General features: G+C 46.4%; 10 protein-coding genes. 7 read left to right on the top strand and 3 right to left on the bottom strand.

The genetic code is table 11. From position 1 onward, the window contains the following. Nucleotides 1-88 precede the first annotated feature (88 nt). The 3 genes from epsC to ACU37H_RS12750 all read left to right on the top strand — a co-directional run bounded on the left by epsC (nt 89) and on the right by ACU37H_RS12750 (nt 3,398). The gene (gene epsC / locus ACU37H_RS12760; protein WP_472703846.1) at nt 89-922 is read left to right on the top strand and encodes a serine O-acetyltransferase EpsC; all 834 of its coding nucleotides are present in this window, start codon (nt 89-91) and stop codon (nt 920-922) included. A gap of 86 nt (nt 923-1,008) precedes the next feature. Beyond that, nucleotides 1,009-1,920, top strand: coding sequence for a cysteine synthase A (gene cysK, locus ACU37H_RS12755; protein WP_472703848.1), 912 nt, complete (start codon nt 1,009-1,011; stop codon nt 1,918-1,920). A 161-nt stretch (nt 1,921-2,081) separates the two neighbouring features. Beyond that, nucleotides 2,082-3,398, top strand: a complete 1,317-nt coding sequence (locus tag ACU37H_RS12750; RefSeq protein ID WP_472703850.1) for a DUF2254 domain-containing protein — start codon at nt 2,082-2,084, stop codon at nt 3,396-3,398. Nucleotides 3,399-3,443: 45 nt separating this feature from the next. Here the strand turns inward: ACU37H_RS12750 and ACU37H_RS12745 are convergent, their stop codons facing one another. The 3 genes from ACU37H_RS12745 to ACU37H_RS12735 all read right to left on the bottom strand — a co-directional run bounded on the left by ACU37H_RS12745 (nt 3,444) and on the right by ACU37H_RS12735 (nt 6,922). Further along, entirely contained in the window at nt 3,444-4,523 is a 1,080-nt protein-coding gene (locus ACU37H_RS12745; protein ID WP_472703852.1) for an ABC transporter permease, read from the bottom strand. A gap of 13 nt (nt 4,524-4,536) precedes the next feature. Beyond that, nucleotides 4,537-5,634 (bottom strand): PDDEXK nuclease domain-containing protein, encoded by a 1,098-nt coding sequence (locus tag ACU37H_RS12740; RefSeq protein WP_472703854.1) that lies wholly within the window; start codon nt 5,632-5,634, stop codon nt 4,537-4,539. A gap of 148 nt (nt 5,635-5,782) precedes the next feature. Continuing rightward, nucleotides 5,783-6,922, bottom strand: a complete 1,140-nt coding sequence (locus ACU37H_RS12735) for a glycosyltransferase (RefSeq protein WP_472703856.1) — start codon at nt 6,920-6,922, stop codon at nt 5,783-5,785. Nucleotides 6,923-7,090: 168 nt separating this feature from the next. Here ACU37H_RS12735 and ACU37H_RS12730 point away from each other — a divergent pair, with 168 nt between their 5' ends. The 4 genes from ACU37H_RS12730 (at nt 7,091) to ACU37H_RS12715 (ending at nt 13,611) form a co-directional block, all read left to right on the top strand. Continuing rightward, a complete protein-coding gene (locus tag ACU37H_RS12730; protein ID WP_472703858.1) occupies nt 7,091-7,531 on the top strand; it encodes a MarR family winged helix-turn-helix transcriptional regulator in 441 nt (146 codons plus the stop codon). A 55-nt stretch (nt 7,532-7,586) separates the two neighbouring features. Beyond that, complete coding sequence (locus tag ACU37H_RS12725; protein WP_472703860.1) at nt 7,587-9,371, top strand: acyl-CoA dehydrogenase FadE; 1,785 nt, start codon at nt 7,587-7,589, stop codon at nt 9,369-9,371. A 294-nt stretch (nt 9,372-9,665) separates the two neighbouring features. Then, entirely contained in the window at nt 9,666-11,690 is a 2,025-nt protein-coding gene (locus tag ACU37H_RS12720; protein WP_472703862.1) for a DUF3858 domain-containing protein, read from the top strand. Nucleotides 11,691-11,709: 19 nt separating this feature from the next. Beyond that, a complete protein-coding gene (locus tag ACU37H_RS12715; protein WP_472703864.1) occupies nt 11,710-13,611 on the top strand; it encodes a DUF3858 domain-containing protein in 1,902 nt (633 codons plus the stop codon). Nucleotides 13,612-13,882 lie beyond the last annotated feature (271 nt).

Genomic DNA, 13,882 nt, shown 5'->3' with positions numbered 1-13,882 from the left:
GGGTCTTGCATATATCGCGGCAGAGGACCCGATTTTACACTTTCCTATTTATCAGTTATTTTTGTCTACTGTGTTAATAGGATAAACAATGAGTGAAGATTTTATAAAATCCCTGTTTGAAAGAAACTCCAGGTGCTTTTCCGGCTTTCCTGATAAAGGAGCTGTGGAAAGCTTTATCGACGAACTGTATACGGTTCTGTTTTTACCCAACGACATCAATCACAAATGTGAAGCGCAGCTGAAAGAACAGTTTCAGTCTCTGCAGGATAAATTTTCGCATCTTTTGCGTGATGTGATCACAGATGAAGAACGTATTCGAAATATCAGCGCCCATTATTTTGAGGCGTTACCGGGCATCCACTCGATGTTGTTAGAAGATGCGGAAGCCTTGTTGCAATCGGATCCTGCGGCAAAATCTTTAGAAGAAGTAATGGCCGCCTATCCCGGTTTTTATGCAACGGCCGTCTACCGGCTGTCCCACTTGATCTACCGCTATAACGTACCGGTATTACCGCGATTGTTTAGCGAATATGCGCACAGCAAGACAGGCATTGATATACATCCCGGCGCTACCATCGGGCACGCGTTCAGCATTGACCACGGCACCGGTGTGGTGATCGGGGAAACAACCTTGATTGGTAATCATGTCAAGATCTACCAGGGCGTAACCCTGGGCGCCTTAAGCGTTGTGAAAGAGCTGGCGACTACCAAGCGACACCCTACCATTGAGGACAATGTCGTGATCTATTCGGGCGCTACCATTTTAGGAGGCAATACCGTCGTTGGCAAAGACAGCATCATTGGTGGTAACGTCTGGCTTACGAGCAGTGTGCCACACAATTCGGTGGTATATCACAAAAGTCAGGTCAGTGTGAAAGACCTTTTACCTCCGGATGATTCTGTTCTGAATTTTGTAATTTAATGATTGGTTAACCTGAAATGGCGATCATATCTTTTACTGATCCCGGTTCGCCCAATCTACTTTTTAACTTTTAAACACTTAAAAAATTGAAAGCACAAAACGTTCTGCAAACCATTGGCCATACGCCGCACGTCAGGATCAACCGGCTTTTCGGTGATCAGCATCAAGTGTGGATCAAACTGGAAAAAGCAAATCCCGGCGGCAGCATCAAAGACCGTATTGCATTAGCAATGATCGAAGATGCGGAGCAAAAAGGCATATTAAATAAAGAATCGGTTATTATAGAACCTACCAGCGGCAACACCGGTATCGGGCTGGCGTTGGTGGCGGCGGTAAAAGGATACAAGCTGATATTGGTGATGCCGGAAAGCATGAGTGTAGAGCGCAGAAAATTAATGAGCGTGTACGGTGCTGAATTTGTTCTGACACCTCGTGAAAGAGGTATGACCGGCGCGATTGAAAAAGCCAAAGAGCTGGCTGCTGAAACGCCTAACGCCTGGATACCACAACAGTTCAACAACGAAGCGAACACAGAAATCCACCGTAAGACGACGGCGGCGGAAATTCTTGCTGATTTCCCCGATGGTATCGATTACCTGATCACCGGCGTGGGCACGGGCGGCCATATCACCGGCGTTGCAGAAATCCTGAAGGAGAAGTTTCCGAATCTTAAAGTGTTTGCCGTAGAACCCGAACTGTCACCTGTGATCAGCGGCGGTGCTCCGGGACCACACCCCTTGCAAGGCCTGGGAGCAGGATTTATTCCCGGCATTTTAAACACCGGTGTGCTCGATGGCGCCATTACTGCCGGTAAGGACGAGTCTTTTGAATATGCTAAAAGGCTGGCCAGGGAAGAAGGGATCTTTGCCGGTATCTCTACCGGTGCTGCACTTGCGGCGGTGGCCAAGAAACTGCCTGAAATCCCTGCCGGGGCGACGGTATTGACGTTTAACTATGACACCGGTGAACGCTACCTGAGTATTGAAGGGTTGTACTAACGCATTCATTACGCCAACAGATATAATACAAAGCTGTCTCAAACGTTCGGTTAACAACGCTCTGAGACAGCTTTTTTATGATCACAACTGTGAGAACATTTTACAATAAAAGATAATAGGTTTTTCTGAAAACAACTATCTTGCTTTCCAAAACAACCTTATTGAAAGCAAAACTGAAATACCTGTGGGATCAGCTAAGATCCAGCTTCTGGTTCCTGCCCGTGTGCATCATCACCGCAGGTATTATTGGCAGCATACTGGTGGTCTACGCAGATAGTAAGATCTCTTATACACCCAAAGGTATTATCAGCTATATTTTTCCGGGCAGCGCCGATTCAGCCAGGAGTGTATTGTCCGCCATTGCGGGCGCCATGATTGGTGTGGCGGGAACCATCTTCTCTATCACACTGGTCGTGCTCACACTGGCTTCTTCCCAATTTGGACCAAGGCTGCTCAGAAACTTCATGTATGACCGGCTGAACCAGATCGTGCTGGGCTCTTACATCTCCACTTTTATCTATTGCTTGCTGGTATTGAACGCCGTTGAAGACAGCAATTACCAGATCTTCCTTCCCATCATTTCAGTGCTGGTAGCGATCATTCTCGTGATCGTTAATATGTTTTTGCTGATCGTTTTCATCCATCATGTCGCGGTGAGCATTCAATCGGACAACGTGGTGTATAATATCACATCAACATTAACGCGACATATCAAGTCGAAGTTTCAAAAATATAAAAGCGAAGACACCCGGCATGCCGCAACGATCTCGCCGGATCTGGATGCCTGTAAACGCGCGTATCCCGTCACACACCATATTGAAAGTACTAAAAGCGGTTACCTGCAGAGTGTCGACCTGGACTCTTTACTTCGCATTGCCACCGAAGAAAACCTGCTGTTGAAGATACACTATAAGCCGGGCGATTTCCTGGTAGATCACCTGCATATGGTGGATGTCTATGCTACAAAAGCATGTGCTGAAAGTATCCGCGATCATATCCGCCGAAGCTTCATTGTAGGTGGCGTAAGAACACCCTTACAAGATTCCAAATACGCGATCCATCAAATGGTTGAAATTGCCTCCAGGGCGCTTTCGCCAGGCGTTAATGATCCTTACACGGCCATCGCGTGCATCGATAACCTGACTGCTGTTTTGTGTTATCTCGCCGAAGCAGATTTCCCTTCCCAACACCATTTTGATGACGAGCATAACCTGCGCATCATTAGTTGCCAGGTGACGTTTAGCGGCATGATCGATACCGCCTTTAACCAGATCCGGCAGTTCGCATCCGGCAGTCCGGCCGTACTGATCAGGCTGATGGACGCGCTTCAGCTGATCGGTAAGTTCACCAAAGGCACGGACTATCACACGTTTGTTCTGCAACACGCGGAAATGGTTATGCGTTCAGCAGAGCATAATTTCGAGGAAGCCCATGATGTGACCGACATGAAGAGGCGTTTTGAAAAAATAGAGGAATAGTGTAAAGAACCTGACGGAATGCTGATATCATCCCAACATACCGGATTATAATTTCCCTTTCACATTCAGTGCATCCCGCAGGCCATTCCCAAGCAGGTTGAATGCAAGCACCAGGATCATGATCGCAAAGCCGGGAGCCAGCGCCAGCATAGGGTTCTGCGTGATAATAAAGTTATAGTTTTCCTTGATCATCAGACCCCAGCTGGGCATCGGCGGCTGCACACCTACTCCCAAAAAGCTCAGACCCGCCTCGATGACAATAGCGGAGGCAAAATTAGCCGCAGCAATAACTAAGACAGGCCCGACAATATTGGGCCAGATATGCATCGATATAATACGGATGCTGGTGTATCCTAAGGCGCGGCCGGCCTCTACATATTCCAGCTCCCTCACGGCCAGCACCTGCCCGCGGACCAGCCTGGCCACGTTGACCCACATCGTTAAACCTACTGCAATGAACACCTGCCAGAACCCTTTACCCAACGCCAGGGTAATGGCAAATACGAGCAACAAGGTGGGTATGCTCCATATAACGTTGATGAACCACATGATCACATCATCCACTTTACCGCGGTAAAAACCCGCGAGCGATCCGAGTATCAAACCAATGCTGATCGAAATGATCACCGTGATGAGACCCACACTCAGGCTGACTCTGGTACCGACGATCAGCCGGCTTAAAATATCCCTGCCATAACTATCAGTGCCCAACCAGTACTTATTAGTAACGACGGGCGTTGGCGCCAGTGCAGTTTTGGGAAAACTAACCCGCTCACTAACATCGTCGTCAATGTATTTTTCGGCAACGACACTATCTTTCGTCAACTCATAACTATTAACGGGTAAATATTGATACGCGTCGGGACGGCCGTTCAGAAGCCGTTCAAAGAAACCCGTTTGCGACGGCAGCTGGGATCTTTTGATTAATAGAAATGTTTTTTCGAATCCCGGTTTTTCACCGCCGGTTTCTAATATGATCCTGTTGGAAAAAGGAGAATCGTCGGGCGCTATGAAATAGCAAAAGACGGCCACGACAACAGAAAGTGCAATGACGACCAGGCCGGCCATCGCGCCCTTATTTTTTTTCAGCCTTAACCATGCAGGATTATTGAAAGCACTATTCATTTTTATAAACTACTTAATTCATCCTCAATTTCCTGGATAGTAGGAAATTGCTTTTCAAAGTTTCGGGAAGGTTTTCTGTAATTACAAACTCGCTCACACCCACGGGTTTGTTTATGTCGCGTAACGCAAATTCAACTTCAATATTATTTTTCTCCCTGCAAAGCATAATGCCGATTGTGGGCTTATCATCATTTTGTTTGATAAGTTCATCGACGGCGGATAAGTAAAAGTTTAGCTTACCGGCATATTCCGGAATAAACTTTCTATTTTTCAGTTCGATCACCACATAACATTTTAGTATTGTGTGATAAAAAAGGAGATCGAGATAATAATCATTCCCTGCAATGGCTATGTGGTGCTGTCTTCCGATAAATGCAAACCCTCTAAACCCTCTCCCCAGTTCCAATAAAAATTTAGCAATAGGGTCTGTCAGCTGACTTTCGATATCCCGCTCCTTAACGCTTTGGGAAAACGTCATAAAGTCGAATATATATGGGTCTTTCAATGTTTGTTGTGCGAGATCCGATTGCGGTTGGGGAAGCGTTTTAGTGAAGTTAGTGATCGCTTTCCCGCTCCTTTGGTACAGGTCCGCTTTAATTTGCAGGGCAAGTGTATCTCTGCTCCAATTATTGCTGATGGTCTGCTGAATATAGAACGCTGCCTCGGAGACGTCACCCGATCGAGAAAAGATAAGAATATTGTGACCCCACGGGATCCTTGCAACGATCTGTAAAAATTGTCCAACAGGTTGTTGGATTAATTCGTCTGCAGAGTTCCCGGGGTCATTCTGACTTCCCGCATGCTCCTTTAATTGTCCAACAAGTTGTTGGACAGAACTATCTTTATAAAAAGAATAAAACTGCCTGCAATAAAAAAGATTACTTCGGGATAACCCCTTCATATCCGGGAACTCCTTCTTCAGGTCCTTTGCAAGATTTTCAATGAGTTTATTCCCCCAGATACTTTCTTTTTCCGCTATCATTTTACCCAACTCCCAGTAAAATGCAATCAATGCGCTATTTACAGCTATCGCCGCTTTAATCTGTGTGGAGCGGATTTTACTCTTTAACTCAAACAGCCATTCTTTGTATTGAACGTTTTCGATATTCATCTTTATTTTTAAACCTTAAAGAAAATCAATACCAGAAAATCCATGAAAGGCGCGAGGATCATGGTTTTGGTGTGAAAATATCAAAATTTATACACATGCCGATGAGGAGTAGCACGTACGACAAGCGAACGAAAAAATAATTATCGCCCTATTTCACTTTCCTCCCCTTCCATTCATATTTGCCAAAACTTCCCAAAAAGCCGGATACAATGGTGTAAGCAATATGCAGCGGCTGAAACGGTAAAAAATATTTCATTAACCGTTGCCTGCTGAAGAACCGGCTCACATCCAATACAAACGGCGCTTCTATAACCGTCTTTAGAATAATAAATACCAGAAGACCATAAAAGTAAACCATATGGAAAAAGGAAGCGATCGCCAATATCAGAAAAGAGACATTGAAGAGGTATACTAAAAGCAATACCGCAAAGATCCGCTTATCCTCATACGTAGTAGCCTTACTGGCCCAACGGATACGCTGATTGAAAAAAGCCTTCCATGTGGGAGCGGCTGCAGTTTCAATAATCGCTTGCGGCGATTTGAGATACCCGACCTTATCAGGATACCGCTTCCATATTTTATGCATTAACAGCATGTCATCGCCCGAGGCTATGGTGTCGATGCCTTTAAAACCATCCACCTCATAAAAAACCTCCCGTTGATACGCCAGGTTGGCGCCGTTACACATATTGTGCTTTTTCTTGTAAACAGAAGCGCCTGTAATACCCTGCAGTGTCAGAAAATCGAGCGCCTGGAAAATATACAGCAAACCACGTCCGTGCCTTACGGCCGGATCCGGAACCAGGCTTACCGGGGCGGCCACAAACACCGGGTTAGTGTCTGCAATGAACGAAGACAATGTGGTTAACCAGCTATCCGGCGCGACACAATCCGCATCCGTGCAAACGATCCATTCATTAGTGGCAGCTGCAATGCCGGTTTCAATGGCTTTTTTCTTATAAGAATTGATCTGATCTTCTTTCAATTGGATCAGCCGCACCTTTTCAAACCGACGCACCACATCGGCTGTTGCATCTGTCGAATGATCATCAACTACGATCACTTCAAAAAGATCACCTGAATAGGTCTGCGCCGCCAGGCTTTCGAGCAGCGCACCGATATGATCCGCTTCGTTCCTGGCTGGAATGATCACCGAAAAGCGGATATCCGGGATCATGATATTCTTTGGCTCGTAGCGGGGCAACCCGCGCCAGCTGCCGCGATAGTAACCGATCACCATCGCGTACAACACCGCACATAACAACACAGCAATAAACAAAAAGGCCATGCCGCAAAAGTAAGCGCAATCCGCTACCTTCCGCCGTACGATATCCTTTTTATCTTCAGTCCAATAATAGCCCCGGCTGCACAACCTTTGCCTGAAATCAATAAAAGATCACCGGGTTTTTTCAATCAGGAATTCTTCTTAACTTTAATTAGTTGCTAAAACAACTATATGCCAAACAACCATTTTAAAAGGAGCGAACTATATAGTTTTATTACAGGAGTTGCGAGCACGGCCATAGCGAGGCGATTGCAGAAGAAATTTAACAATGCCGATCTGAACCTTACGATTGAGCAGTGGAGTGTGCTATATCATTTGTGGAAGGAGGATGGTATCAGTCAGCAGGACCTGTGCCAGGCAACATTCAGGGACAAACCGAGCATGACGAGATTGGTAGACAACCTCGAGAAAGCCGGCCTCGTGAAAAGAAGCGCTTCAAAGACAGACAGGCGAAAAAACCTGATCCTGCTAACGGAAAAGGCCAAGACGCTTCAGGATGTCTGTCATGGATTTGCTGCGGAAACAGTGGAGGAAGCGCTGGTAGGCGTGAGCAAAGATGATATTGAAGTTTGCCGGACGGTGTTGAAGCAAGTGTATGAAAATCTGAAATAACCGATTGAAGAGGTTCGTTGCCCGGGAATTTTTAATAAAAAATAAACTTAAAATAATGAGCACCGCTACCGAAACCATAAAAGGAGCCGAATGGCTTATTAAAGAATCGCAACCCGCTGAAACCTTTACCAGCGAAGGATTTTCCGAAGAAGAGCTGATGATCCGAGATATGTGCATTCAATTCCTGCAAGCCGAAGTGTGGCCCAGGCTGGATCAAATAGACAGCCTGGAAGAAGGCTTGATGAAATCCCTCGTGCAGAAGGCAGGTGAACAGGGCCTTCTGGCGGCAGCCTTTCCGGAGGAGTACGGAGGATTGGGGAAAGATTTTATTACTTCTACCATCATCAATGAATACCTGGGCGCCGGTCACTCTTTTTCCGTGGCTATCGCGGCTCACACAGGCATCGGCACCTTGCCGATCTTATATTTCGGAACCGATGAGCAGAAGCAAAAATATATTCCCAAGCTGGTTACAGGAGAATGGGCGGGCGCCTATGGATTGACGGAGCCGAATGCAGGCAGCGATGCGCTGAGCGCAAAGACGACTGCCCAATTGAGTGAAGACGGCCAACATTATATACTCAACGGACAGAAATGCTGGATCACCAATGGCGGTTTTGCGCAGGTGTACACGGTTTTCGCAAAGATAGACGGAGATAAATTCACCGGCTTTATTGTTGAACGCGGCATGGAGGGATTCACTAACGGACCTGAAGAGCATAAAATGGGGATCAAAGGCTCTTCGACCGTTCAGCTGTATTTCCAGGATGCAAAGATCCCGGTAGAAAACGTGCTCGGTGAAATTGGCAAAGGCCACAAGATCGCTTTTAATATATTAAATATCGGCCGGCTGAAATTATGTGCAGCAGCATTGGGAGGGGCGAAAAAGGCTTTTGAAACCAGCGTGCAATACGCAAAAACCCGCGAACAATTCAAGCAACCCATTGCCAACTTTGGTGCGATCAAGCAGAAAATCGCCGAGATGGCGATCCGGATTTTCGCGGCGGAGTCGGCTTTATATCGCACCTCTAAGTGGATCGATGACCTGGAGAAGAAACTGGTGGAAGAAGGAAAGCCATTTAACGAAGCCCTGCTGGGCGCTGCAGAAGAGTATGCGATCGAATGCGCCATTCTGAAAGTGTATGGAAGTGAGTTGTTGGATTTTGTAGTGGACGAAGGTGTGCAGATACACGGAGGCAATGGCTTCAGTGCGGAATATAATATCTCACGCGCCTACCGCGACAGCCGCATCAACCGCATTTATGAAGGAACGAATGAGATCAACCGCTTGCTGACACTGGACATGACATTAAAGCGCGCGCTGCAAGGACGGTTGAACCTTATGGGCCCGGCTATGGAAGTACAAAAGGAACTGATGAGTATCCCGGATTTTGGGGAGGGGGATGATACTGCCTTTGCCGCAGAAAGGAAGCTCATTACGAATCTCAAAAAAGCGATATTGATGGTTGCGGGAGCAGCCGTTCAGAAACTGAGCATGCAGATTGAGAGCGAGCAGGAAATATTGATGAACATTGCTGATATGGCCATCGAGGTATTTCATGCAGAAAGCACTTTGTTGCGTGTGATGAAGATGACCGGGGAAAAGGGAACCGAAGCGACTGCACTTCAATCAGACATCCTGCAAACGTATTTGTATGACGCGGCAGATCGTATCAACAAGAGCGGTAAAGATGCTATTAACGCATTTGCAGAGGGCGACGAGCAACGGATGATCCTGATGGGACTTAAACGCTTCACCAAAGCGGCGCCTTATAACACGAAGGCCGCACGCAGGAGAATTGCGGAGGCGGTGATCGAATCGGGCAGGTATCACTTGTAGGCAGGCATCACACTAAGGACTTTGAAGTCGGGCGCAAATGGACCGGCTTCAAATTTTTTTTCAATAACCTGAAAAAATTTTTTTTGCACTTACCAATTACAAAACTCACTCTTTAGTGAGATAAATGAATTATAAAACAGCGGCCTATGATTTAACAGTTATTGACATATGACACTGTTATTTTGACATCGCGGGCTCTAAATCAGGAAGTTGCCAGATCCGATTTGCAGAATACTTGTCAGGTTTTTTCTATCTTGCACCGGTATTGATATAGCAACAACTAACTAACAACTTATGATTATCAGATTCCGCATGGCATTGCTGATCCTATTTATCCTGGTCGCACATGTATCTTTTTCTCAAAAAAATAAGACTCCCAAAATCGGGAAAGTCACTGCAGCTGATTTCAACGTAAAGTCTCCGGCGGTAGATTCTGCCAGCGACGCAGTGATTCTGCTTGATATTGGCAGCTCCACTTTAAAAGGAAATGATAAAGGCTTCTTTTCTTTGATCTACACGCATCTGCGGCGCATCAAAATTCTTAACAAAAAAGGATTGGAAGCTGCAGATGTGTCAATTCCCTTATTCATGGGGGACAATGCAGAAGAAAAGCTGGACGAATGCAAAGCTGTTACTTATAACCTGGAAAACGGCGAGGTGAAACAGACAAAGCTGGAGAACAGCAGCATCTTCAAAGAAAAAGTGAGCCAGTACGCTTCCGTAAGAAAGTTCACCTTCCCCAACGTTAAGGAAGGATCTATTATTGAATATACTTACACGGTTGAATCTCCGTTTCTGGCCAGCCTGCGTTCCTGGGAGTTCCAGGGCACTTCGTGGCCGCGTGTTTATTCAGAGTATACCATAAAGGTCCCGCAATTTTTTAGCTATGTGTTTTTGGCGCAGGGTTATATCCCGCTTGAAACAGATAACCAATCAAGGATGCAGACCTATAGTGTCACAGAGGCGAACGGCACTCAGGCATCGGACCGTTACAGCCTTTCCGGTTATGAAAACACCAATCAATGGATCGCAAAAGATGTCCCCGCTCTGCGCGAGGAGACCTACACTTCTACTATTGACAATCACATTTCTAAAATTGACTTCCAGTTGAAGCAGATGCAGTTTCCGCAACAGCCCGTGCAGGAACACATTGGCAGCTGGGCCAAGGCCGCCGAAAACCTGCTCAAAAGAGAAGATTTTGGTTACGAGATCACAAGGCCCAACAACTGGCTGACCGACGACGTGAAGACCATTTTGGAAGGCGCTACTTCGGACGACGAAAAGAAACAAAAGATCTACGCATATGTAAGAGATCATTTTACCGCTACGGAACATTCCGGCCTTTATATCAATGATCGCACTACCTTGAAAGATATTTTCCGCAAGAAAAGCGGCAACGTGGCAGAGATCAACCTGTTGATGATCGCCATGTTCCGCCAGGCCGGACTCACTGCAGATCCCGTGGTAATCAGCACCCGCGGCCATGGATGGGCACATCCTTATTATCCGCTGATGAACAAGTACAACTACGTTCTATGCGAAACCAATATGAACGGTAAACGGGTGTATCTGGATGCGTCTGAACCAAAGATGGGCTTTGGCAAACTCTCGCCTTCCTGCTACAATGGTACCGGTTTCGTAGTAAAGCCACAACCCTACAATATTTCCCTGCAGTCAGACTCTCTTTCGGAAAGCAAGTTTACCATGATTTTCCTGACGCGTGATGACAAAGGCGGTTTAAAAGGATTTTATAAAACTACGCCGGGTTATTACGAGTCTACCAACCTGAGAGAAAAACTGACGAAGCAACGCCTGGAAGACCTGGTGAAAGAAACCAAGAAATTGTATTCATTCCCGATCGATATCAAAAACGAATTTGTAGATTCTTTGAACCGGTTTGAAACGCCCGTGTCGTTGGGTTACGATATTTCATTCGATTTTGATGACCAGGATATCGTGTACCTGAACCCCATGTTTGCCGAAGGCACAACGAAAAATCCGTTTACTGCCGCAGAGCGCAAATATCCAGTTGAAATGCCTTTCAGGATCAACGAAAACTTTGTGTTGAATATGGAGATCCCCAAGGGCTACAAAGTAGATGAATTGCCTAAGTCGGCCCGGGTAAGGCTCAACGAAAACGACGGTCTGTTTGAATACCTGATCTCTGCAGACGAAAAAAAGATCATGCTGAACTGTAGGATCAGTCTGAACCGCGCGACCTTTGCAGCGGAAGATTATAAATCTTTACGCGACTTTTTCGGATATGTTACCAAGAAACACAGTGAACAGATCGTTCTGAAGAAGATCGCCACCAACTAATCAATAAAAAAACTGAACTGTGCAAAAAATTGCTTCCCTTTTGCTGTGTTTGCTGGCCTGCTACGCCTCTTACGCACAATACGCCGTTAAAGACATCCCGGACACTTTGCTTAAAAACGCGCACCTGGTAAAAAGACTGGATGACACGAGAGTGGATATCAAAGGTCCGGGCAAGGCTTACTATTACCGGCATTATGTCTACACGATCCTGGACGAAGCGGCCGATCGGTACGCCTATTTTGTTGACCACTATGATAAGTTCCAGGATATTCTCAGCATCTCCGGAACCTTGTATGACGCCGCAGGCAATAAGATTAAAAATGTCAAAAAGAAAGACATTGCTGATGAAAGCGGCACGAGCAGGAATACGCTCGCAGATGATGCCCGGTACAAAATGCACAGCTTCTACCACAAAAATTATCCTTATACGATTGAATACGAAGTGGAGGTGGAAATGAAAGGCATGCTGAACCTACCGGAATGGCAGCCCGTGAGCGCGCCGGAAGTGGCCGTGCAGCAATCCTCTTTAACGGTGGTTACCCCTAAAGATTACCAGCTTCGCTACAAGGCGCTGCGCTACAAAGGGACACCGATTACCAAAGAAGAGAAGTCGGTAAAAATATATCAATGGCAGTTGGCAAATCAGATGGCCACACGCGACGAAATCTACTCGCCGGAATGGGATGATATTTCAACGCGTGTGCTCATTGCTCCTTCATTATTCGAAATTGGCGGCTATAAAGGCGAAATGAGCAGCTGGCAAAACTTTGGGAAATTCATGCAGGCCTTGTATAGCGGAAGGGATGTGCTGCCGCAAGAGGTGAAAGCCAAAGTACACCAGCTTACAGATCAGCTTTCCAGTCCGAAAGAAAAAATAAATGCGCTTTATAAGTTCATGCAGGATAATACGCATTATATCAGCATCCAGCTGGGAATCGGTGGCTGGCAGCCCCTGGATGCGACCTTCGTCGCGCAAAAAAAATACGGCGATTGTAAAGCACTTTCTAATTACATGGTGGCGCTGCTGAAAGAAGCGGGTATTAAAGCCAATAATGTGCTGATCAGGGCCGGTGACAATGAAACGGCGTTGTTGACGGACTTCCCATCCAACCAGTTCAATCACGTAGTGGTTTGCGTGCCCGGCGCGAAAGATACCACCTGGTTAGAATGCACGAGCCAGACAGTTACGCCCGGCTATATGGGTTCTTTTACCGGCAATCGTTACGCGTTGTTGGTGGATGAAAATAACAGCACCATCGTGCGCACGCCGCGATATACCAAGGATCAGAACATCCAGGCACGCGAGGTGGTTGCCACTGTAGATGCAGCAGGTAACCTGACCGCCAAGGTAGTCACCAAAAGCTCGGGGCTTCAGCAAGATGATCTGCACTCGCTGATCAATGGATCTTCCAGAGAAGATCAGAAAAAGCGGCTGCAGCATATTTTCAACATTTCCAATTATGAAGTTCCTGCTTTTACCTACTATGAAGATAAAAGCAAGAAAATACCGGTGGTAAGCGAAACGCTGGAAATCGTTTCCCGCGACTATGCGGCCATCACAGGGAAGCGCTTGTTTATCCGTCCGAACATTCTTTCTACTTACACATCAAAACTGAGCGAATCTGACGCCCGGCAGAACGACATTTCATACACCTACCCATTCGTCGACCGCGATTCCGTGGCAATCACTATCCCTGAAGGTTATTCGATAGAGTCGGCGCCCAAACCTTTCAAGATCAACAACAAGTTCGGCAGCTACTCGATGGAGTACAAAATTGAAGGCAACCACATCCTCCTGCAAAGAGTGTATGAAAGAAACAGCGGACTGTTTCCCGCAAGCGACTATAAAGATTTCGTGGACTTTTATAACAAAATATACAAGGCGGATCAGGCTAAGATGGTCTTTGTTAAAAACGAATAAGCAGTATGCGTTTATACCGGAACAGGGTCTAACCTTTCCCGACAAAACCAGCCGGGAATACATAATGATGAACCGAATGCGAATGCCTGGACACCACCCCTTTGGCGCATTTGGGAATCCATGTAAGGTCAAATCATTTATAGATCTGGTCAGACCTGGACGGTCAGACCAGGGGACCACTTCTTAAGTGAGATTCACCGGCAATTTTGCTGGCATTAATCTCAACAATTCAAACCGGGATCGGGTGATCTCTTGCTGCATCGCGTGAATC

Source organism: Niabella sp. ZPM-14, from assembly GCF_055693045.2.
This window is presented reverse-complemented; position numbering and strand designations above follow the sequence as displayed.

Coding starts and splice junctions, on each gene's coding strand:
- epsC (WP_472703846.1), top strand. CDS start 89: ATGAGTGAAGATTTTATAAAATCCCTGTTTGAAAGAAACTCCAGGTGC.
- ACU37H_RS12745 (WP_472703852.1), bottom strand. CDS start 4,523: ATGAATAGTGCTTTCAATAATCCTGCATGGTTAAGGCTGAAAAAAAAT.
- ACU37H_RS12740 (WP_472703854.1), bottom strand. CDS start 5,634: ATGAATATCGAAAACGTTCAATACAAAGAATGGCTGTTTGAGTTAAAG.
- ACU37H_RS12735 (WP_472703856.1), bottom strand. CDS start 6,922: ATGGCCTTTTTGTTTATTGCTGTGTTGTTATGTGCGGTGTTGTACGCG.
- ACU37H_RS12730 (WP_472703858.1), top strand. CDS start 7,091: ATGCCAAACAACCATTTTAAAAGGAGCGAACTATATAGTTTTATTACA.
- ACU37H_RS12725 (WP_472703860.1), top strand. CDS start 7,587: ATGAGCACCGCTACCGAAACCATAAAAGGAGCCGAATGGCTTATTAAA.
- ACU37H_RS12720 (WP_472703862.1), top strand. CDS start 9,666: ATGATTATCAGATTCCGCATGGCATTGCTGATCCTATTTATCCTGGTC.